20 protein-coding genes are annotated in these 22,070 nt (G+C 54.8%); 11 read left to right on the top strand and 9 right to left on the bottom strand.

Translation table 11 applies throughout. The annotated features are described in order from the left end of the window. Positions 1-51 precede the first annotated feature (51 nt). Entirely contained in the window at positions 52-876 is an 825-nt protein-coding gene (locus JBO43_RS05985) for an XRE family transcriptional regulator (RefSeq protein WP_202673894.1), read from the top strand. Here the strand turns inward: JBO43_RS05985 and arsC are convergent. Both arsC and bepA read right to left on the bottom strand, forming a co-directional pair. Then, positions 873-1,232, bottom strand: coding sequence for an arsenate reductase (glutaredoxin) (arsC, locus tag JBO43_RS05980; protein ID WP_103949697.1), 360 nt, complete (start codon positions 1,230-1,232; stop codon positions 873-875). The two genes, JBO43_RS05985 and arsC, sit on opposite strands and share 4 nt — an antisense overlap. Before the next feature lie 12 nt (positions 1,233-1,244). Beyond that, positions 1,245-2,708 carry a beta-barrel assembly-enhancing protease gene (gene bepA / locus JBO43_RS05975; protein ID WP_095282868.1) on the bottom strand — a complete coding sequence of 488 codons (1,464 nt, stop codon included), beginning with the start codon at positions 2,706-2,708 and terminating at the stop codon, positions 1,245-1,247. 221 nt (positions 2,709-2,929) lie between these two features. Here bepA and JBO43_RS05970 point away from each other — a divergent pair, with 221 nt between their 5' ends. Next, positions 2,930-3,991: an AI-2E family transporter gene (locus JBO43_RS05970; protein WP_103947319.1), complete on the top strand. Its 1,062-nt coding sequence runs from the start codon at positions 2,930-2,932 to the stop codon at positions 3,989-3,991. Positions 3,992-4,121: 130 nt separating this feature from the next. Here JBO43_RS05970 and bcp read toward each other — a convergent pair whose 3' ends face one another. Together bcp and JBO43_RS05960 are read right to left on the bottom strand one after the other, a co-directional pair. Beyond that, entirely contained in the window at positions 4,122-4,592 is a 471-nt protein-coding gene (gene bcp / locus JBO43_RS05965) for a thioredoxin-dependent thiol peroxidase (protein WP_095282866.1), read from the bottom strand. Beyond that, entirely contained in the window at positions 4,592-5,152 is a 561-nt protein-coding gene (locus JBO43_RS05960; RefSeq protein WP_095282865.1) for a glycine cleavage system transcriptional repressor, read from the bottom strand. Before JBO43_RS05960 ends, bcp begins: the two co-directional genes overlap by 1 nt. Before the next feature lie 145 nt (positions 5,153-5,297). Between JBO43_RS05960 and dapA the strand changes: the two genes are divergently transcribed. From dapA to ypfH, 6 genes are all read left to right on the top strand, one after another. Beyond that, entirely contained in the window at positions 5,298-6,176 is an 879-nt protein-coding gene (dapA, locus tag JBO43_RS05955) for a 4-hydroxy-tetrahydrodipicolinate synthase (RefSeq protein ID WP_095282864.1), read from the top strand. A gap of 16 nt (positions 6,177-6,192) precedes the next feature. Then, on the top strand, positions 6,193-7,227 hold the full coding sequence (bamC, locus tag JBO43_RS05950) for an outer membrane protein assembly factor BamC (RefSeq protein ID WP_202673893.1): 1,035 nt from the start codon (positions 6,193-6,195) through the stop codon (positions 7,225-7,227). A 108-nt stretch (positions 7,228-7,335) separates the two neighbouring features. Then, the gene (gene purC, locus JBO43_RS05945) at positions 7,336-8,049 is read left to right on the top strand and encodes a phosphoribosylaminoimidazolesuccinocarboxamide synthase (RefSeq protein WP_095282862.1); all 714 of its coding nucleotides are present in this window, start codon (positions 7,336-7,338) and stop codon (positions 8,047-8,049) included. 120 nt (positions 8,050-8,169) lie between these two features. After that, complete coding sequence (gene ypfJ, locus JBO43_RS05940) at positions 8,170-9,045, top strand: KPN_02809 family neutral zinc metallopeptidase (RefSeq protein ID WP_095282861.1); 876 nt, start codon at positions 8,170-8,172, stop codon at positions 9,043-9,045. Positions 9,046-9,074: 29 nt separating this feature from the next. Then, the gene (locus JBO43_RS05935; RefSeq protein WP_202673962.1) at positions 9,075-11,048 is read left to right on the top strand and encodes a tRNA(Met) cytidine acetyltransferase TmcA; all 1,974 of its coding nucleotides are present in this window, start codon (positions 9,075-9,077) and stop codon (positions 11,046-11,048) included. 73 nt (positions 11,049-11,121) lie between these two features. After that, complete coding sequence (gene ypfH / locus JBO43_RS05930; RefSeq protein ID WP_202673892.1) at positions 11,122-11,817, top strand: esterase; 696 nt, start codon at positions 11,122-11,124, stop codon at positions 11,815-11,817. 68 nt (positions 11,818-11,885) lie between these two features. Here ypfH and JBO43_RS05925 read toward each other — a convergent pair whose 3' ends face one another. Genes JBO43_RS05925 through JBO43_RS05915 form a run of 3 tightly spaced genes read right to left on the bottom strand, consistent with a single transcriptional unit; the run spans position 11,886 to position 13,600 of the window. Beyond that, complete coding sequence (locus JBO43_RS05925) at positions 11,886-12,089, bottom strand: YpfN family protein (protein ID WP_095282858.1); 204 nt, start codon at positions 12,087-12,089, stop codon at positions 11,886-11,888. Positions 12,090-12,114: 25 nt separating this feature from the next. Further along, positions 12,115-13,242, bottom strand: coding sequence for a succinyl-diaminopimelate desuccinylase (dapE, locus tag JBO43_RS05920; RefSeq protein WP_095282857.1), 1,128 nt, complete (start codon positions 13,240-13,242; stop codon positions 12,115-12,117). A 10-nt stretch (positions 13,243-13,252) separates the two neighbouring features. Beyond that, complete coding sequence (locus JBO43_RS05915; RefSeq protein WP_095282856.1) at positions 13,253-13,600, bottom strand: ArsC family reductase; 348 nt, start codon at positions 13,598-13,600, stop codon at positions 13,253-13,255. A gap of 390 nt (positions 13,601-13,990) precedes the next feature. Between JBO43_RS05915 and ypfM the strand changes: the two genes are divergently transcribed. Beyond that, a complete protein-coding gene (gene ypfM / locus JBO43_RS05910; RefSeq protein ID WP_100780840.1) occupies positions 13,991-14,050 on the top strand; it encodes a protein YpfM in 60 nt (19 codons plus the stop codon). A 111-nt stretch (positions 14,051-14,161) separates the two neighbouring features. On the opposite strand, the gene acrD is transcribed toward ypfM, so the two are convergent. Together acrD and narQ are read right to left on the bottom strand one after the other, a co-directional pair. Continuing rightward, positions 14,162-17,275, bottom strand: a complete 3,114-nt coding sequence (gene acrD / locus JBO43_RS05905; RefSeq protein ID WP_103949704.1) for a multidrug efflux RND transporter permease AcrD — start codon at positions 17,273-17,275, stop codon at positions 14,162-14,164. A gap of 201 nt (positions 17,276-17,476) precedes the next feature. Further along, positions 17,477-19,168, bottom strand: coding sequence for a nitrate/nitrite two-component system sensor histidine kinase NarQ (narQ, locus tag JBO43_RS05900; protein WP_202673891.1), 1,692 nt, complete (start codon positions 19,166-19,168; stop codon positions 17,477-17,479). A 184-nt stretch (positions 19,169-19,352) separates the two neighbouring features. On the opposite strand from narQ, the gene aegA reads away from it, so the two are divergent. Both aegA and nudK read left to right on the top strand, forming a co-directional pair. After that, a complete protein-coding gene (aegA, locus tag JBO43_RS05895) occupies positions 19,353-21,329 on the top strand; it encodes a formate-dependent uric acid utilization protein AegA (RefSeq protein ID WP_202673890.1) in 1,977 nt (658 codons plus the stop codon). Between the two features lie 66 nt (positions 21,330-21,395). Further along, positions 21,396-21,968 (top strand): GDP-mannose pyrophosphatase NudK, encoded by a 573-nt coding sequence (nudK, locus tag JBO43_RS05890; protein ID WP_095282852.1) that lies wholly within the window; start codon positions 21,396-21,398, stop codon positions 21,966-21,968. The last annotated feature ends 102 nt before the right edge of the window (positions 21,969-22,070 follow it).

The following is a 22,070-nucleotide window of genomic DNA, read 5'->3' as shown; positions in this document are numbered from 1 at the left end:
TAATATAAATCTCACAAGATTGGTTATAAGAAATTCCACTGAGGGCTCGCGATGGAAATTAAACTGCACGCCAATGCCACGACCACGCCGCGGACGCGTCGCTACCTTCAGCAGTCCGAAAAAAGCGACAGAGAGCTGGCTGTTGAACTGGGGATTTCAGTGACCACCGTCCGGCGCTGGCGTAAACGAGACCAGGTTTCAGACAATCACACCACCCCAAAAGTGATACACAAAGCAATGAGACAAGAGCAGATCGCGTTGATTAATGCTCTACGCGACGCTACCGGTGCGCCGCTGGACGAGCTTTTGTTTTTGGTGACGGAAGGATTGGGGATCAGCGTTTCGCGGGCAACGCTCAATCGCTACCTGAAACCGGCTGCGGTGCAACGACAGGGCGCGCCGTTGCAGGGAAAAAAAGCCTTAAAAGCAGGCGGGGTGCCGCATCGGCTTGAATTGCACCATCTGCCGCTCTCGTTGCACTTGGACGATGGCGGCGAGCAACATCTTTTGTGGGCACGGGAGCCGATCAGCGGTTGGTGTTTTGCTCGGCTTTACGCAGGCATCTCGGCGCAGCTGGTGGCTAACTGGGCGAATGAATTGTTAAAAGCCTGTCCGGCTGATATCCAATCTATTGAGACTTTTGGGTTTACTGCACCGTTAACGCTTGAAGGGATTGGGGTAAAAAGAAGTGCGGCCCGGTATTGCGCGGTGCAGGTGGCGATCCCATTAGGCGAGATTATTCCTCGGATGAATATGGAACCGGCAGGGCAACTGCTGATGCGGATCTGTGAATTTTATAATCAGGGTAAAACGCAGAAAAAGCTGGGAGACAGTACGCCGCAGGCTTTTCTCGAAGCGCTGCGGCGGTCGAATTAATTGAGGATTTCGAGCACATCTTCCGGTGGGCGACCAATGCGCGCTTCACCGTTTGCGACCACAATCGGGCGCTCAATCAGCTTTGGATTCTCGACCATCGCCTGAATGAGCGCATCTTCGGACAGATGGCTATCGTCAAGGTTTAACGACTTATACAGATCCTCTTTCTGGCGCATCAGTTCCCGCGCGCTTGCCATGCCCAGCATACTCAGAAGCTGGCGAAGGGTTGCGGCGTCCGGAGGGGTGTCCAGATACAATACGATTTCAGGATCGATACCGTTAGATTTCAACAGGCTCAACGTATCGCGGCTCTTGGAGCAGCGAGGGTTGTGATAAATTTTTACCGCGTCTGACATGACTTCTCCTTATTACATCTTTTCGTACGGCTTGAAGCGTTGCTGCAAGGCGCGCAGCTGATCGATTCGGGCGTCGTAACGTGCCTGCTGCAGGCTGCCCAGTTTAACCTGCGAACTGGCGCTGCTGAGCAAGGAAATCGACTGATCCAGTCGCCCAACTAAAGCAAAACCTTCGGCGCGGGCTGCTAATTCCTGATCACGGTTGCCGAGCTGCCCTTCGACTTGCGCCAGCAAATCCCAGCCGTTTTGATCGTCTTTATGATCAAACGTATAACGATTCAGAATGGTTGCCGCGTCTTTAGGCTGGCCGCCTTGTAAGTAAGCGTTCGCAAGGTTGAGCTGTAACACCGGATTGGTGCGCAGATCTTTAGCATTTTTCAGACGGTTGATCGCGTCAGCCGTTTTCTTCTGCCCCAAATCGATGTCGGTTGAGAGGTCGAGATACCAGGCATTGTTCGGATCAGCCGACAAAAGCGGCTGGAGCGCTTTACGCGCCTCATCGTATTTGTTGGCTTCCATCGCCTGAAGCGCCCGACCATATTGCGCCGCATTCTGCTCACGGACGTTGCCTTTCGCCAGCGTATCAAGCAGATCGCTGGTTAGCTGGTTACGCCCGGAGTTATACATGCCGAGGGTTCTGACCTTCGCCATGTAAAAATCTTGCGATGACTGGACGACGACCGGGCGCATCTGGTTGGCACGGTTACGCGCATCCGACAGACGGCTTTCCGGCAGGGGGTGCGTCAGCAAAATTTCCGGTGGGCGTGTGGAATAACGCGCCTGGTCAAGCAGTTTTTCGAGGAACGAGGGCATTGCCTGCGGATCAAACCCGGAGCGCTGGAGCACCTGAATGCCGATGCGGTCCGCTTCCTGTTCATTCTGCTGAGTAAAGCTGATCATCCCCTGGCGCGTCCCGGCGAGCGTGCCAGTCAGCGCCGCCATGCCGGCCTGCGGGCTGGCCATCGCCAGCAGAATCGAGCCTAGGGCACCGACCCAGGTCAATGGCGCATTCTTTTTCTGATCTTCCATCGCACGCGCCAGATGGCGCTGGGTGACGTGGGAGATTTCGTGTGCCATCACCGATGCGAGCTGGCTTTCGTTATCGGAATAGCGGAATAACGCCGAATGCAACACCACATTTCCGCCGAAGAAGGCAAAGGCGTTAATTTCGTCATTATTGATTAAATAGAAGTGGAAGGGCGTTTTAACCGAGTCAGCATGGGCAACCAGGCGCATCCCCAGCCCGTTGATGTATTGCACCAGCAGTGGGTCATTGATCAGCGGCGCGCTGCCACGAAGCTGGCGCACATAATAATCCCCCATCTGCATTTCTTGTCCGATGGAAAGCGTGCTGCCTGCTGAGGTTCCCATATCCGGCAATGTATCGGCGGAGTCAGCGAAAGCTGGCGCCATCTGACCGACAGTCAATGCGGCAATAAGCGTTGCAACCAGAGTTTTTTTCAACTGCCTGAACATAACCTCTGCCCTGTATTTTGGATGTAGCCATTTGACCGAAGAACGTGCATATCGTTCACCTTCAACTGCTCTGCGAGTGTAGCGGTGTTGTGGCGTGAAGAAAATCCCAAACAACGGCCTTTTGCGTTTCGTGACCCAGAGTCAAAAAGCGAAAGTCTTTTGAGTGACAGTTAGATACAATTCGCCTCTCGCTCCAGCCATCAGATTCAGGGAAGGGTTGTATGCTCGAAATGTTAATGCAGTGGTATCGGCGTCGTTTCAGCGATCCCGAAGCTATTGCTTTGCTGGTTATCCTGGTTGCCGGGTTCTGTATCCTGTTCTTCTTCAGCGGCCTACTGGCGCCTTTGCTGGTGGCTCTCGTGCTGGCTTATCTTCTCGAATGGCCAACGGTTCGTCTGGAAAATATTGGCTGCTCACGCCGCTGGGCGACCAGCATCGTGCTGATCCTGTTCGTGGGTATTCTGCTGCTGATGTCGTTTGTGGTAATGCCTGTTGCCTGGCAGCAGGGGATTTACCTGATTCGCGATATGCCCGGCATGCTCAATAAACTCTCCGATTTTGCCGCTACGCTGCCGCGACGTTATCCGGCGCTGATGGACGCGGGCATTATTGATGCGATGGCGGAAAACATGCGCGCCCGCATCATGACGATGGGCGATTCGGTGGTGAAATATTCTCTCGCCTCGCTGGTCGGGCTGCTGACGCTGGCGGTCTATCTGGTGCTGGTCCCGCTAATGGTCTTCTTCCTGGTAAAAGATAAAGAGCAGATGCTTAACGCCGTGCGCCGCATTTTACCGCGCAATCGTGGTCTGGCAGGGCAGGTGTGGAAGGAGATGAACCAGCAGATAACCAACTACATTCGCGGCAAAGTGCTGGAGATGATTGTGGTTGGTGTTGCGACCTGGATTGGTTTCATCATTTTCGGCCTGAACTATTCGCTGCTGCTGGCGGTGCTGGTGGGCTTCTCGGTGCTCATTCCCTATATCGGCGCATTCGTGGTGACGATTCCGGTGGTCGGCGTGGCATTGTTCCAGTTTGGTCTTGGAACGGAGTTCTGGAGCTGCTTCGCGGTATATCTGATTATTCAGGGGCTGGACGGCAATCTTCTGGTGCCGGTGCTGTTCTCGGAAGCGGTAAACCTGCATCCGCTAGTGATTATTCTGTCGGTGGTGATTTTCGGCGGCCTGTGGGGATTCTGGGGAGTATTCTTTGCTATTCCGCTGGCGACGCTCATCAAAGCCGTGGTTCACGCGTGGCCGGATGTGCCAGCTGTCGAAGAGTAAATTTGCCGGGTGGCGCTTTGTGCTGCCTGATGTCCTCTCCCACGGGAGAGGGTGAACACATAAAAAACGGCAACCGAAGGTTGCCGTTTTGCCTTTATCTTGCCGCCGGGCAGCAGACGGCTCAAGTGACTCAGGCGTTCGCTTTCAGCCAGTCGAGCACCACGTCGTGGTGGTTGCTGGTTTTGAAATCATCAAACACATGCTCAACTTTGCCGTCGGCATCGATCAGGAAACTGATGCGATGAATACCGTCGTAGGTTTTGCCCATGAAAGACTTCTCACCCCAGACGCCAAACTGTTCGCACACCTGATGGTCTTCATCGGAGAGCAAGGTAAAGTTCAGCAACTCTTTTTCAGCGAAGCGTGACAGTTTTTCTGACTTATCGGTGCTGATACCCAGCACGTCTACGCCTGCTTTTTTCAAATCATCCATGTTATCGCGTAAGCCGCACGCTTGTACGGTACACCCTGGCGTCATGGCTTTCGGGTAGAAATAGACCAGAACACGCTGTCCCTGGAAGTCGGTCAAATTTACTTGCTCGCCGTCTTGATCGGGCAGGCTAAATTTCGGTGCGATGTCACCGGCTTTCAGTGGATTCATTACTCAACTCCATCCTGTTCGTGCTGCGAATAATTGACGACGTTTATACTGCCTTGCGCATTGAGTTCTGTACAGAGTGCTTTGAACGCTTGCTCAATATTTGATGCATCGTGTGAAGCAGGGCTGTGTGCCGTTATCTGAATAAACAGGGTTGGCGTTGGACCAGGCTGTGTGCGTGACACCAGTTCCGCGATGTTCATCTGATGGCTGTCAAAAAGTGCGGTGAAACGTTCGATTAAATGCGGGGAGTCGGTGACTTCAACCTGCACCCAGACGGTCGCCGGCATGGCCGGACGCGGGCGTGCAGTTGTGCGTTTCATCACGATCAGCAAATCCAGCTCCGCGCCTTTAAGCGGTAAAGTGGATTCAATGAGCGTAATCGCGTTCCATGTCCCGGACAGCAGCATGATAAACGTGAACTCATCGCCCAGCATCGCAAGGCGGCTGTCTTCGATATTACAGCCGCAACTGCTGACGTGGCGGGTGATGGTGTTCACAATACCGGCTCTGTCGGCACCCAGCGCAGTGATAACCAGGTAATGTTGTGATGAGGTTGTCAAACCTGTTCTTCCTTTGCGTGGTTAAGTCATCATAAGGAAAGCATAAAAAAAACGTGCATACAACAGCCTGAACACCTTACGTCGCTTGCTTTTATTACAGTTCCAAACGTACCATTGAGAATCTTGTTTGCACAGAGGATGGCCCATGTTCACGGGAAGTATTGTTGCGCTTGTTACGCCGATGGATGAGAAAGGTAATGTCTGCCGGTCAAGCCTGAAAAAACTGATTGATTACCATGTCGCCAACGGGACTGCGGCGATCGTTTCGGTAGGGACTACCGGTGAATCCGCCACCCTGAGCCATGAAGAACACGGCGATGTGGTGATGATGACCGTCGAACTGGCTGACGGGCGTATTCCTGTTATCGCCGGGACGGGTGCAAATGCAACCGCAGAGGCCATCAGCCTGACCCAGCGTTTCAACAACAGCGGTATTGTCGGCTGCCTGACGGTAACTCCGTACTACAACCGTCCTACTCAGGAAGGTCTGTTCCAGCATTTCAAAGCCATCGCTGAACATACTGACTTGCCACAAATTCTGTATAATGTGCCGTCGCGCACTGGCTGCGATATGCTGCCGGAAACCGTAGGCCGTCTCTCGAAAGTTAAAAATATTATCGCAATTAAAGAGGCGACCGGGAACTTAAGCCGCGTTCACCAGATCAAAGAGCTGGTTTCAGACGACTTTATCCTGCTCAGTGGTGATGATGCGACCGCGCTGGACTTCATGCAGCTCGGCGGTCACGGCGTGATTTCCGTGACGTCTAACATCGCGGCGCGTGATATGGCCGAAATGTGCAAACTGGCTGCGGCGGGTCATTTCGACGAAGCTCGCTTGATTAACCAGCGTCTGATGCCGCTGCACACAAAATTATTTGTCGAACCCAATCCGATCCCAGTGAAATGGGCATGTAAGGAGTTGGGACTTGTAGCGACCGACACGCTGCGTCTGCCGATGACCCCCATCACCGACCACGGTCGTGAAGTGGTCACCGGGGCGCTGAAGCATGCCGGTTTGCTGTAGAGTTTAGGGAGATTTGATGGCTTACTCAGTACAGAAGACGCGCCTGGCGAAGGTTGCGGGTGTTTCGCTTGTTATGCTGCTCGCTGCCTGTAGTTCAGACTCGCGCTACAAGCGCCAGGTGAGCGGTGATGAATCCTATCTGGATGCAGCTCCGCTTGCTGAACTTCATGCGCCAGCGGGTATGATCCTGCCGATTCAAAACGGCGATTACAACATTCCTGTCACCAATGGCAGTGGCGCTGTCGGTAAAGCGCTGGATATTCGCCCACCTGCGCAGCCATTGGCTCTGGTGAGCGGTGCGCGCACCCAGTTTACGGGTGACACCGCAACGCTGCTGGTCGAAAACGGTCGTAACAACACGCTGTGGCCGCAGGTCGTCAGTGTAATTCAGTCGAAGAACTACACGATTGATAAGCGCGACGACGCGGGTCAGACCCTGACCACCGACTGGATCGAATGGAACCGCCTGGATGAAGATCAGCAGTACCGTGGTCGTTATCAAGTCTCTGTCAAACCACAGGGTTATCAGCAGGCCGTTACGGTCAAGCTGCTGAACCTGGAGCAGACGGGTAAGCCAGTAGCGGATGCAGCTTCTCTGCAGCGTTACAGCACCGAAATGCTGAACGTGATTGCGTCTGGTCTGGATAAAAACGCGACCGATGCCGCGAACTCTGCGCAGAGCCGCAGCGGCGTGACATTTGATGTGCAGAGCGCAGCCGATGACACCGGTCTGCCAATGCTGGTGGTGCGTGCACCGTTCCAGCAGACCTGGCAGCGTTTGCCAGCTGTGCTTGAAAAAGCCGGTATGAAAGTGACCGACAGCACCCGTTCTACGGGCAGCATCACGGCCACCTATAAGCCGCTTTCCGATAGCGCATGGAAAGATCTGGGTGCCAGCGATCCGGGCCTCGCTTCCGGCGATTATAAAATTCAGGTCGGTGACCTCGATAACCGCAGCAGCTTGCAGTTCATCGATCCGAAAGGTCACACGCTGACCCAGTCGCAGAACGATGCGCTGGTCGCGGTCTTCCAGGCTGCATTTAGCAAATAAAAAGAAGGGCTGGTTAATCCAGCCCTTTTTATTTTAGTGTCACGCAAACGTGTGCGTGGCATAATATCCCGAGATTTTGACCATATCATCACACCAGGAGTAATGAAGATGCAGAAGCAAGCTGAGTTGTATCGTGGCAAAGCGAAGACCGTATACAGCACCGAAAACCCGGATCTGTTGGTGCTCGAGTTCCGCAATGATACGTCAGCAGGGGATGGCGCACGCATTGAGCAGTTCGACCGTAAAGGCATGGTGAACAACAAGTTCAACCATTTCATTATGAGCAAACTTGCCGAAGCCGGTATCCCAACTCAGATGGAAGCGTTGCTGTCCGATACGGAATGTCTGGTGAAAAAACTGGATATGGTTCCGGTGGAATGCGTGGTGCGTAACCGTGCTGCTGGCTCTCTGGTGAAGCGTCTGGGTATTGAAGAAGGCATCGAGCTGAACCCGCCGTTGTTCGATCTGTTCCTGAAAAATGACGAAATGCACGATCCGATGGTCAACGAATCTTACTGCGAAACCTTCGGTTGGGTGAGCAAAGAGAATCTGGCGCGTATGCAGGAACTGACCTACAAAGCCAACGACGTCCTGAAAAAGCTGTTTGACGATGCAGGCTTAATCCTCGTCGATTTCAAACTGGAGTTCGGTCTGTACAAAGGCGAAGTGGTGCTGGGTGATGAGTTTTCACCGGACGGCAGCCGCCTGTGGGACAAAGAAACCCTCGATAAAATGGACAAAGACCGTTTCCGTCAGAGCCTGGGTGGCCTGATTGAAGCCTACGAAGCCGTCGCGCATCGTCTGGGCGTTAAACTCGATTAATTCCCTTGCAGGCCAAAGGATCAGCGTATCCTTTGGCTTCTTACCTTTGTTTCCTATGGTAATCCGCCCGTTAACCGCCTACGATCACTCTATTGATGACGAGATAGTTTCGAGGTGGTTATGCGCTGGCAAGGGCGTCGTGAAAGTGACAATGTAGAAGACAGGCGCAGCAGTAGCGGCGGCATGGGGCCTTCTATGGGTGGCGGTGGAATGCGGCTTCCCGGCGGTAAAGGCGGCATCGTTCTGTTGATTATCGTACTGGTGGCGGGCTACTACGGCGTCGACCTGACCGGTTTAATGACCGGCGAACCCATTCAACAACAGCAGCAACAATCTCAGCGCTCCATCAGCCCGAACGAAGATGAAGCAGCTAAATTCACGTCAGTGATTCTGGCGACCACTGAAGATACGTGGAGCCAGCAGTTCGAAAAAATGGGTCGCACCTACCAGCAGCCAAAACTGGTGATGTACCGTGGCGCGACGCGCACGGGATGCGGCACCGGACAATCCGTGATGGGCCCGTTTTACTGCCCGGCAGACAGCACTGTCTATATCGATCTCTCCTTCTATGACGACATGAAACGCAAGCTCGGCGCTGACGGCGATTTCGCCCAGGGTTATGTGATTGCCCATGAAGTCGGCCACCACGTGCAGAAATTGCTCGGGATCGAGCCGAAAGTGCGTCAGCTGCAGCAAAACGCCTCTCAGACTGAAATCAACCGCCTGTCCGTGCGTATGGAACTGCAGGCCGACTGCTTCGCTGGCGTCTGGGGTCACAGTATGCAGCAGCAGGGCGTGCTGGAATCGGGCGATCTGGAAGAGGCGCTGAATGCCGCTCAGGCCATCGGTGACGATCGCCTGCAACAGCAGAGCCAGGGCCGCGTGGTGCCGGACAGCTTCACCCACGGCACATCAGAAGAACGTTACACCTGGTTCAAACGCGGGTTTGCGAGCGGCGATCCGGCCCAGTGCAACACCTTCGGTAAAACCATGTGAATCTGAGCCTCAGGGATGAGAGTGTCGTGATGGTTGAACGTCTGGCGGCTCGGCTACAGCGCGAAGGGCATCGTCGACTGCTGGTAATAAGCGGTGATGATACGTGGTCACAGACGCAGGCTTTATCGCTGCGCGACGTGCTAGTCGGTGACTGGCTGTGGGTTGGAAACGACACGCCTGTCGACCCGAGCTGCGCACCGCAGGCGTTAAAAAACCTGCTCGGGCGGGAATACCACCACGCCATTTTCGATGCCCGTCGCGGCTTTGATGTCTCCGCTTTTGCCGCACTCAGCGGTACGTTACGCGCCGGAAGTCTGCTGGTGTTACTCACGCCGCCTTTTTCTGTCTGGCCTGAAAAACCCGACAGCGATTCTGTGCGCTGGAGTGACAGCGAAAAACCGATCGCGACCCCGCATTTTGTCCGCCACTTTTGCCGAACGGTGAGCCACGATCCCGGCGTGCTGGTCTGGCAACAGCATCAGCCTTTTCCTGATTTTTCTCTCTCTCCAGCACCCGACTGGCAGCCTGCCAGCGGCGAGCCGCAGCGCGAGCAGGCTGAGATTCTGGCGGCATTAATTGAGATGAACGCAGGCGTGGCGGTGGTGACTGCACCGCGTGGTCGCGGCAAATCTGCCCTCGCGGGAATGTTGTTAAGCCGCATTCCGGGCCGCGCTATCGTCACCGCGCCAGCGAAAGGGGCGACGGAAGTGATCGCCCGTTTCGCGGCAGATAACTATCACTTTATGGCACCTGACGCGCTGCTGGCCTCTGACCAACAGGCCGACTGGCTGATTGTCGATGAAGCCGCCGCCATTCCCGGTCCGCTGCTGGAACAGCTGGTGTCGCGTTTTCCGCGCGTATTGCTGACCACGACCGTACAAGGTTACGAAGGCACCGGGCGCGGTTTTTTACTCAAATTCTGTGCACGCTTTAGCGGGCTGAAACACTTCACGCTCTCTGCGCCCATTCGCTGGGCGGCGGGGTGTCCGCTGGAGCGCGTCGTGGCAAACGCACTGCTATTTGATGACGTCGTCGATGAGACCGCCGTTGATTCGCCAGAAATTATCCCGCTGGAACAAAATGCGTGGGAGAGTCAGCCGCAGCTCGCGGCAGACATTTACACGCTACTCTGCTCTGCCCATTATCGAACCTCACCGCTGGATTTACGTCGCATGATGGACGCGCCGGGCCAGCATTTTGCCATCGCCCGCGCGGGTGATGGCCTGGTGGGTGCGCTGTGGCTGGTCGATGAAGGCGGGTTAGCGCCACCATTGAGTCAGGCGGTATGGGCGGGTTATCGACGCCCACGCGGCAATCTGGTGGCGCAATCTCTGGCTGCTCACGGGGGATCGCCGCTGGCGGCTACCCTGATAGGGAGGCGCGTCACGCGGGTAGCCGTTCATCCGGCGCGTCAGCGAGAAGGCATCGGTCAGTCATTAGTCCTCGGCGCAAGTCATCATGCGCAGCAGGATTATCTTTCCGTTAGCTTTGGCTACACGCAAGAGCTATGGCGCTTCTGGCAGCGCTGCGGTTTTGTTCTGGTGCGAATGGGCACTCACCGTGAGGCCAGCAGCGGGTGTTACACGGCGATGGCACTGAAGCCCATCAGCGAGGCGGGGCAGGCGCTTTGTGCGCAGGAACATCAACGGCTGTGTCGCGATGCGCGAATAATTGAAAAATGGAACGCCGAAAAGATCCCAGTGGACAATTGCTGGGAGTCTACCCTTAACGATGATGACTGGCTGGAGTTGGGTGGTTTCGCCTTTGCGCATCGTCCGCTTTCTACCTCTGCGGCGGCGCTCACGCGGCTTTTGCTGGCGGTTGATTTGCCGCTTCAGGGACTGCGCGGGAAGCTTGAAAACGACAACGATCGCGCGATGTCCGGTCGCAAAGCGTTGCTGGCACAACAGCGCAGCGAAGCCGAGCAGGCGCTTGATTTTATTGATAGTCACCGCTGCCAGCAGCTCAAAACTGATATTTTGCAATGGCAATTTTTTCAATGACTTCTTCAATGAAGTGGCATGGTCATTACCCCCCAGAGGCGTAAAATCCTGACTATCAATTAAGGAGACTGCCATGAAACACGACCATTTTGTTGTCCAAAGCCCTTCCAGCCCTGCGCAGCAATTGCTGCTGCTGTTTCATGGCGTCGGTGATAATGCGGCGAATATGGGGCAAATTGGCAGCTGGTTTGCGCCGATTTTTCCGGACGCGCTCATCGTCAGTATCGGTGGCGTAGAACCTTGTGGCCCCCAGGGGCGTCAGTGGTTTTCCGTACAGGGCGTAACGGAAGATAATCGTCAGGCGCGCATCGATGCCATCATGCCGACCTTTATCGATACCGTGCGCTACTGGCAAAAACAGAGCGGTGTGGGTGCCGGAGCTACCGCGCTGATTGGTTTTTCGCAGGGGGCGATTATGTCGCTGGAGAGCGTGAAAGCGCAGCCAGGGCTGGTGTCGCGCGTGATTGCCTTTAACGGACGCTTCGCGACGTTACCGCAGAGCGCGACGACAGCGACGACGATTCACCTGATCCACGGCGGGGAAGATCGCGTGATTGAGCTTTCCCATGCGGTGGCCGCTCAGGAAGCGCTGATTCGTGAAGGGGGAGATGTGACGCTGGATATTGTTGATGAACTGGGTCATGCCATTGACGATCGCAGCATGCAGTTCGCCCTGAATCACCTGCAATTTACCGTGCCGAAGCACTATTTTGATGAGGCATTAAGCGGCAGTAAACCGAACGATGACGATATCGTTGAGTTTATGTGAGTTATTACCCCTCACCCTGACCCTCTCCCCACAGGGGAGAGGGGACAGTTGGGTGCGGAGTTTGACGATTACTTCTGATCTTTCTGATCTTTCTTCGGCCAGTTGTCGTCATCATCCCACTTATCGTTAAAGTCACGATGCGGGGGAAGTTCAGGTTTGTTGGCGAGAAACTTCTTGTGGTCCACGCGCTTCAGATCTTTGATAACGTTCAGCAGCACGCCTACCAGAAACACCAGTACCAGAATCCACCAATATTTAGCCAGCCAGTCCATTCGCTATTCCTTCTCAGAGCAGTCGTCAGGCGACGAGTTGCTCCATAATGCGTTGATACATACGAGCCAGTAGCTGCAAATCAGCCGCGTTCACGCATTCATTGATTTTATGAATGGTGGCGTTCACTGGGCCCAGTTCGACAACCTGCGCACCCATTCGGGCAATAAAGCGTCCGTCTGATGTCCCGCCGGTGGTCAGGAGTTGCGGTTTAATTTCATTATAGTGCGCGATAGCGTTAACCACCGCATCAACCAGTTTGCCGCGCTGCGTCAGGAACGGTTGGCCAGAAAGCCACCAGTCCAGGGTGTAGCGCAATTCATATTTATCCAGCAGGGCAATAACGCGAGATTTGATCATCTCGTCGGTCAGTTCCGTACTAAAACGGAAGTTGAACTGTACGAAGAAATCGCCAGGAATGACGTTATTGCTGCCGGTGCCTGCCTGAACGTTGGCAATCTGCATACTGGTCGGCGGGAAAAATTCGTTGCCTTTATCCCACTCGATGCCCACCAGTTCGTTCAGCATTGGCGCGGCGCGATGTACCGGGTTATCGGCCAGATGCGGATAAGCCACGTGACCCTGAACGCCGTGAACGGTCAGATTACAGGTCAGGGAACCGCGACGACCATTTTTCACCACGTCACCGACGATCTCAGTGCTCGACGGTTCGCCGACCAGGCAATAATCGAGACGTTCGCGGCGTTCCATCAGCGCTTCGACGACTTTCACCGTGCCATTTTTGGCGCTGGCTTCTTCGTCGGAGGTAATCAAAAACGCGAGGCGGTTTTTGTGGTTCGGGTGCTGGGCGACAAAGCGCTCAGCGGCCACGACCATTGCCGCCAGCGAACCTTTCATGTCAGCCGCACCTCGGCCAAAGAGCATGCCGTCGCGGATAGTCGGTTCGAAAGGGGGATTAATCCAGCGGTCAGCGTCGCCCGCAGGCACCACGTCGGTGTGTCCGGCGAAGGCCAGCGTTTCGCCCTGACCGCGCCATGCCCAGAAGTTCTGGGTATCGCCAAAATCCATACGCTCTACGGTAAAACCAATGGCGCGCAGGCGCTCAATCATTAATGCCTGACAACCTGCGTCGTCCGGGCTAAGGGAAGGACGGCGAATAAGCTGCTGAGTCAGCTCAATGACCGGGCAAGACATAGACTACACCTCAAATGATTTGTGTATAACTGGATTCACTGAAACCCAGCAGCATAGGCTGCCCTGGCGCGCAGAGCAATGGGCGTTTGATGATCGCGGGCATTTCGAGCATCAATTTTGCTGCGCTGTCGGCGTCAGTGATGGAATTGCGCACAGATTCATCCAGTTTACGCCAGGTGGTCCCGCGCGTATTCAGCAGCGCTTCCCAGCCGAGTTCCGCGATAGCGCTATGCAGAAATTCTGCGTCAAGGCCGTCCGCGCGATAGTCATGAAAGCGATACTCGATATTATTAGCCTCCAGGAAGCGACGCGCTTTCTTGATGGTGTCGCAATTTTTAATGCCGTACATCACAATCATGGTGAATCCTTTTGTCTTTATTTATCCGAAATGTTCAATATTTTCGATTTTAAATTGTTTTGAGAAATATAACACATTCGCTTTATGACTGAATCGACTATGCGGGTTAATTCAACTTACAGCTGTTAGCTGAATAGTGTTTCATCTTTTACGCATAAATGTCCAGTCACCTTAAATCTCCTTTAAAGTCAGTCCAAAATAAGATTATCACCCGCGAGTATGGTTGTTTCTAAATATTGCGATTGGTCACATAAAATTAAAGGAGATAGGACCATATTTGTCTCAGGGCCAGCACAGCAGTAGGGGGAGGCAATCGGAGTCATTGATTAAATTATCTTCACAATGCCAATATATTCTCATAGAATACGCATAATAATAAGAGAGGTTGTTATGATTGAACGTGAACTGGGGAACTGGAAAGATTTTATCGAAGACATGCTTCGTAAATGACATTCAGGAAGAACTGCAAGAGCACTTAATTTAGTTATAAAAATGATGTGATTGTCCCTAAATAAATCACACGCTAAAAAGGCGGCCCTGGAGCCGCCTTTTTTATGGCTGTTACTCTGGGCGCTCTTTTAGCGGGAAGCGTTGACGCACCAGCACAAAGAACAGCGGAACGAAGTAAATAGCAAGGATGGTTGCAGAGATCATCCCGCCCATCACACCGGTACCGACCGCGTGCTGGCTGCTTGACCCGGCGCCGGAACTGGTCGCCATCGGCAGAACACCAAACACAAACGCCAGTGAAGTCATCAGAATGGGACGCAGACGCTGACGACAGGCGTGCAGGGTAGATGACAGCAGATCGTGCCCCTTCGAATTCATCTCATTGGCAAACTCGACGATCAAAATGGCGTTTTTCGCCGATAGCCCGATAACCGTTAACAGCCCGACCTGGAAGTAGACGTCATTTTCCAGCCCACGCATCCAGGTGGCGAGCAGCGCACCAATCACCCCGAGCGGAACCACCAGCATTACCGAGAACGGCACCGACCAGCTTTCATACAGCGCAGCCAGACACAGGAACACCACCAGTAGTGAAACGGCATACAGGGCAGGGGCCTGCGCGCCGGAGAGCCTTTCCTGATAGGACATTGCCGTCCACTCCAGGCCAAAACCGGCAGGGAGCTGCTGAACCAGTTGTTCCATAATATCCATCGCCGTCCCGGTGCTTACGCCCGGCGCGGCTTCACCGACTATTTCCAGCGCGGAATAACCGTTATAACGCTCCAGTCGCGGTGAACCGCTCTCCCAGTGGGAAGTGGCAAAGGCGGAGAATGGCACCATTCCGCCGGAGTTATTCCGCACATACCAAAGATTAATATCGTCCGGCAACATGCGATACGGCGCGGCGGCCTGAACGTAGACCTTCTTCACGCGGCCCCGATCCATAAAGTCGTTTACGTAGCTGGAGCCCCAGGCGGTTTGCAGGGTATCGTTCACATCGTCAATGGAAACACCCAATGCCTGCGCCTTACGCTGGTCGATATCGATTTGCAGCTGCGGGCTGTCATCCAGGCCGTTGTGACGCACGCGGGTCAGCTCATGGTTTTTACCCGCCAGTTCAAGCAGCTGATCGCGCGCGGCCATCAGCGCATCGTGTCCGGCCCCGGCGTGATCCTGCAATTCCATATCAAAGCCCGCAGAACTGCCGAGACCACTGATTGCCGCCGGGCTACTGGCAAAGACGCGCGCCTCTTTGATGTGGCTAAAGGCTTTTGTCGCCCGCTCAATAATGGCGAAGGAGGAGCCGGTTTTACTGTCGCGTTCATCCCAGTCTTTCAGGCGCACAAACATTCGCGCGACGTTCTGCCCGTTCCCGCCAGGGCCAGAACCGACGGTGGAGAACACCGACACGATGTTGTCTTTCTCATGAGTGAAAAAATATGATTCAACGTTCTCAACCACTTTCAGCGTCTGCTGCTGGGTCGCGCCGCTCGGAAGCTGAACGGAGGTGATAAACATTCCCCGGTCTTCCAGCGGTAAAAATGATGTCGGCAGGCGCAGGAATAAGAAGACCATGCCGCCCAGCAGCAGGACGTAAATCAACATCCAGCGCAGGCTGCGGTGCAGGATTCTGGCCACGCCCGCTTCGTAACGCGCCGCATTGCGGTTAAACATGCGGTTAAACCAGCCGAAGAAGCCTTTTTGTCCGTGCTGTTCGCCCTTGTGTAACGGCTTAAGGAGCGTGGCGCAGAGCGCTGGCGTCAGTATCATCGCCACCAGCACCGACAGCACCATCGCCGAGACAATAGTGATGGAGAACTGGCGATAAATCGCGCCGGTGGTGCCACCAAAGAAGGCCATCGGCACAAAGACGGCGGAAAGCACCATCGCGATACCCACCAGTGCGCCCTGAATTTGTCCCATCGATTTTCGCGTCGCTTCACGCGGCGACAAACCCTCTTCGCTCATGATGCGCTCGACGTTCTCAACCACCACGATGGCATCATCCACCAGCAGGCCGATCGCCAGTACCATTGCGAACATGGTCAGGGTGTTGATGCTGTAGCCAAAGGCGTACAGCACGGCGAACGTCCCAAGCAGCACCACCGGAACGGCGATGGTCGGAATCAGCGTGGCGCGGAAGTTTTGCAGGAACAAATACATTACGAGGAACACCAGCGCGATAGCTTCGATCAGCGTTTTGACCACGTCCTCAATCGAGGCTTTTACGAACGAGGTGGTCTCATAAGCCACCTTGTATTCCAGCCCATGCGGGAAATACTGCGACAGCTCATCGAGGCGGTCGATGACCAGTTTCGCGGTGGCCATTTCATTCGCACCGGACGCGAGTTTCACACCCAGACCAGACGCCTGGTTGCCGTTAAAGCGGCTCAGATAATCGTACTTTTCCGCACCCATTTCGACGGTCGCGACGTCGCCGAGACGTACTTCTGAACCGTCCTGATTCACTCGCAAAGTGATATCACGGAACTGCTGCGGCGTCTGAAGTAGGGACTGGGAGTTAATGGTGGCGTTCAGCGCCTGCTTGTCCACTGACGGCGTACCGCCCAGTTGCCCGACGGCAATTTGAGCATTCTGAGATTTAATGGCGTTGGTGACGTCTGTAGCGGTCATCTGGACGCTGTTCAGCTTGGCCGGGTCCAGCCAGATGCGCATTGAATACTGTGAACCGTAAGCGTCGATATCGCCGACGCCGTTAATACGGCTCAGCGGGTCCTGAATATTACTCGCGACGTAGTCCGAAATATCCTGCTTATCCATCGACCCGTCGGTTGAGACGAAGGCAATGGTCAGGATGTTGGAATCCCCGGTTTTACGCACCGTCACGCCCTGGTTTTGCACTGCCTGCGGTAGTTTTCGCATCGCAGATTGCAGCTGATTCTGCACCTGCTGCACCGCTTCATCGGGATCGGAACCGGCGGTAAAGCTCAGCGTAACGGTCGCTTGGCCAGTTGCACTGCTCTGCGACGACATGTACATCAGGTTATCCAGCCCGGTCATGTTTTGTTCAATGACCTGCGTGACGGTGTTTTCCAGCGTTTGTGCCGACGCGCCCGGATAGTTCGCGGTGATGCGCACGTTCGGCGGGGCCAGATCGGGATATTGCTCAACGGGAAGTGACAAAATAGCCAGAGTGCCCGTCAGACATAAAATAATTGCCAGCACCCAGGCAAAAATGGGGCGATCAATGAAGAAATTCGCCATGAAAATAAGACCTCGTTTCGCTTCGAATCGTTATTGTTTATTGCCCGCTTAACTCTAGCGGCAAGGCGGATGCCAAACGTGGAGAAAAAAAGGAGATAGTGTAAATTATCATGCGCATTTACAGCGCCTTGTTAACTTTCCGCCCTGTCGATTATTGCCTGGTGGCGTCGCATGGGTATGACGACTTCCCGCAATTTACCGTTATTTACCGACATCCGGTTCCGGGGTGCGAAAACGAATGCACACCTGCGTCCCGCCGTTCTGCGGCTGTGAAAAGCCCAGCGTACCGCCTAGCCGTTCGGCGCGCTCGCGCATGATGTTCAGACCGTAGTGCCCCGGCGGTTCGCTGGCGTCGCCAATACCAATGCCATTATCCCGTACATATACCGTATGTTCGCCGTCCGGCGCGGTGACGCAGCTCACCGTAATTTCGGTCGCCTCGGCATGTTTGATGGCGTTCAGCACCGCTTCGCGCACAATTTGCAGCAGATGGACCTGCTTTTGCGCATCCAGCGCCAGGGACGATAACCGGCAGTCGAGATCCAGCTTCGCGCGGGTCTGGCTTTGCAGACCTTCCAGCGCTTCCTGCAAGGCCGCAGGAAGATTGGAATGATTTAGCGTCAGGCGGAAAGTGGTCAGCAGTTCTCGCAGCTGGCGCCAGGCGTTATTCAGCTCGCGTGAAAAGTCGGTGATGATGGTTTGCGCCGGAACGTTATCGTCCGGCACCGCGCGCTTGAGCAGTGTCAACTGAATGCGCAAATAGGAAAGCACCTGCGCCAGAGAATCGTGCAATTCGCGGGCGATGGTCGCGCGTTCTTCCATTAACAGTAGCTGCTGGAAGTGCTTCTGTGCCTGATTAAAATAGAGGCCGCGCCCAAGCATCGTCGCCACGCTTTTCATCAGGGGCTCCGGCACCACGCTTTCGCTCTGCCAGCGCAGTTCGCCAAAGCGTGTTTCTTGCATCACCACCGGCAGGGAGAACGTCTTTTGTTCTGGTTTTTTCACCCCTTCGCAAAGCTGCCAGTTGTCGCCCGCCTGCAGTTCCAGGTAGCTCATTCCCGTGTATTCCTGAACGATCTGGATGATATGGCGGAAACAATGCGTATCTATCTGGCTGGTATTCAGCGCCTGTGAGCACTTGAACAGCATTTCGAGCTGCTGGTGGGCTTCGTTTAAATGCCGAGTCTTCTCTTCGACCGATATTTCCAGCGAGCGGTAGTGCTTATGCAGCTCGGCTGACATGTGATTGAAGGTGCGCGACAGCAACCCCAGTTCGTTCGGCAGGTGGGTGTCCTGTGCCTGAATATCAAAACGGCCTTGTTCCATGTGCTGGCTGGCGTTCACCAGATGATTGAGCGGCGCGACCACCTGACGACGGATCCCGCGCAGGGTCATAAACACCAGCAGTAAAATCCCTACACCACCCGCCAGAGAAATCGCCACCACCAGCTGCATTTTATGTTCCGCGTAGTGCTGGAGCGCGAGCACGAAGGTGTCGATACGTTCGACATATTGCTGAATATGGTCCTGATACCAGGCTTTATCTCCCGTTTCAAGATGACTGTCCATCTCGGCCCAGGCTGTTTGTAACTGCTGATAGCCCGTTTTCACCGATTCCGGCACGTACCAGCGATCGAGCTCTTTCAGTACCGGAGAGTTGAGGGTGCTTTGCCAGTGCTGGCGATGTTCGGAGAAAGCAGTGCTGTTGCGCTCAAGATCGTAGCCGAGTCGATAGCTCTGCATCCGCAACGAGCCCGCGATATTAATCGCTTCAGCATCCCGCAGGCTGCTGGCGAGCGTCATCAACGCAATCCCGCTGGTCAGAACGGAGAGCAAAATAATCGAGATAAAAGCCCTGGCCAGGCTTCCTGATACAGGACGTTTAACGATCATGACACGGTTTCCAGAACGTTATTGAAACGCAATTTCACCTGCGATGAAATAAATTGATCTGCCACAGGTAAGTCGTAATTAGTCCCGGTTTTTGGGCATTTGAACATTGCCTGGAACCCCCGGGGTCGGTAAATACCATATGCTTATAAAAAACAGGGTTAATGCTACCAGAACAGGTGCTTCTATGAATCGTTTTATTATGGCCGATAACCTGCAATGTATCGGCTGTCACGCCTGCGAAGTGGCCTGCGTGATGGCGCACAATAATGAGCAACACGTGTTAAGCCAGCGCCAGTTTGTTCCGCGCATAACGGTGCTCAAAGAGGGCACACGGCGCAGCGCGGTGACCTGTCACCACTGTGAAAATGCGCCCTGCGCGCAAAGCTGTCCAAACGGCGCGATTGCCAAAAGCCACGATAGCGTACAGGTGAATCAGCAAAAATGCATTGGTTGTAAAGCCTGCGTTGTTGCCTGTCCTTTTGGCACGATGGAGATCGTGGTGACGCCGATATCTAACGGTCACGTCAAAGCCACGGCGCATAAATGCGATCTCTGCAGTGACCGGCCAAATGGCCCGGCGTGCGTGGAGAATTGTCCGGCTGATGCCCTGACGCTGGTGACGCCAGAAGTACTGAACCGCCTGGCCAAAGCGCGGCGTCTGCGCACGGCCTGCCAGGAGGCGCAGCCGTGGCACCGCACGGCGACAGCAGTCGAATCACGACAGAGTAAAATTCAGCAGATGCAGGCTCTGCCAGCGCGCGGCGAACCGGACAAACTCAGCCCGGCCGCGCGCGCCGATAATTTCGACGAGATCTATTTACCGTTCAGCGCGGATCAGGCGAACCGCGAAGCGGCGCGTTGCCTGAAATGCGGCGAACATTCCATCTGCGAATGGACCTGCCCGCTGCACAACCACATTCCCCAATGGATTGAGCGTGTCAAAGCCGGAGATATTGACGCGGCCGTCGCGCTTTCTCATCAAACGAACTGTCTGCCGGAAATCACCGGACGCGTCTGCCCTCAGGACCGTTTATGCGAAGGTGCCTGCACGGTTCGCGATGAATCTGGTGCGGTGACGATTGGCAATATTGAACGCTACATTTCCGACCAGGCGCTGAGTAAAGGCTGGCGGCCCGATATGAGCGGCGTCACGCCCGTTGATAAACGTATTGCGATTATCGGTGCAGGTCCGGCGGGGCTGGCGTGTGCGGATGTGCTGATTCGCCACGGCGTGAGCGTCACGGTCTACGACAGACACCCGGAAATCGGCGGATTACTCACCTTCGGCATTCCGGCCTTTAAGCTGGATAAATCGCTGCTGGCGCGACGCCGTGAGATTTTCACCGCGATGGGCATTCACTTTGAACTCAACTGCGAAGTGGGTAAAGACCTGCCGATGACTCAGCTGTTGAGTGAGTATGACGCGGTATTTATCGGCGTCGGCACCTATCGCTCAATGAAAGCGGGCATCCCGCACGAAGATGCGCCGGGCGTGCATGACGCGTTACCGTTCCTGGTGGCTAACACTCGCCATCTGATGGGGCTGCCGTCATTGGAATCCGAGCCGTTTATCGACACCGCAGGATTAAACGTGGTGGTGCTGGGCGGGGGCGATACGGCGATGGACTGCGTGCGCACCGCGCTGCGCCATCACGCGGCAAAAGTCACCTGTGCCTATCGTCGGGATGAGGCCAACATGCCGGGCTCGAAAAAAGAGGTCAAAAATGCCAAAGAAGAGGGCGCGCACTTTGAGTTTAACGTCCAGCCCGTCGAACTGGTGCTGGATGAGGCGGGTCAGGTCAACGGCATTCGCCTGCTGCGCACCGCGCTGGGTGAGCCCGATGCGCAGGGCCGTCGTCGTCCGGTGCCTGTCGCAGGCAGTGAGTTTGTGATGCCGGCCGATGCGGTGATTATGGCGTTTGGTTTTAATCCGCATTCTATGCCGTGGCTACAGGCGCAGGGCGTGAACGTCGATGACTGGGGGCGGATCGTCGCCAGCGTGGAAAGCCGCTATCGCTACCAGACCAGTCATCCGCAGATTTTTGCCGGAGGTGACGCGGTGCGCGGGGCGGATCTGGTGGTAACGGCGATGGCGGAAGGGCGTCATGCCGCGCAGGGCATGATGGACTGGCTGGAAATCGCAGCGCCAAAAATCCATTAAATCAGCGGGGCGACAAAGCGGGTTTCACGGCGTACTATGAATAGCTCATTACGTCCTGGAGCCCGTATGAGTCTGAAAATTGAGATTATCAAAGATAAAATCCTCTCTGAAAATTACTTTGTCCTGCGTAACATTACCTACGATTTAAGCCATAAAGGCGAAGTCGTCCGCCACAAGCGCGAGGTCTACGATCGCGGCAATGGCGCAACCATCCTCTTATACAGCCGTGAAAAGCAGACCGTGGTGTTAATCCGCCAGTTCCGGGTGGCAACCTGGGTGAACGGCAACGCCGACGGACGCCTGATCGAAACCTGCGCCGGTCTACTGGATAACGACGAACCCGAAGTGTGCATCCGCAAAGAAGCCATTGAAGAGACCGGCTTTGAAGTGGGCAACGTCACGAAGCTGTTCGAGCTGTATATGTCGCCGGGCGGGGTGACGGAGCTTATCCACTTCTTCATCGCTGAATATACCGACGCGCAGCGCAGCAATGCCGGTGGTGGCGTGGAAGATGAGGCCATCGATGTGCTGGAAATTCCGTTCACTCAGGCGCTGGAAATGGTCAAAACGGGTGAAATCCGCGACGGTAAAACGTTGATACTGCTTCAGTATTTACAGCTGTCAGGCCTAATGTCTTGATTTCTAAATCATCGGTAGAATGCCTTTCAGATAAATCTATCCGATAAATCCGATTGAGCAATTCCGGGCAGAACCCGAAGATACCGCCAGTTTTCGAGTTTC

This window comes from Lelliottia jeotgali, assembly GCF_016771845.1.
Lineage (GTDB): Bacteria > Pseudomonadota > Gammaproteobacteria > Enterobacterales > Enterobacteriaceae > Enterobacter > Enterobacter jeotgali.
Note: the sequence above shows the minus strand (reverse complement) of the source record. Positions and strands in the feature narration are given on the sequence as shown.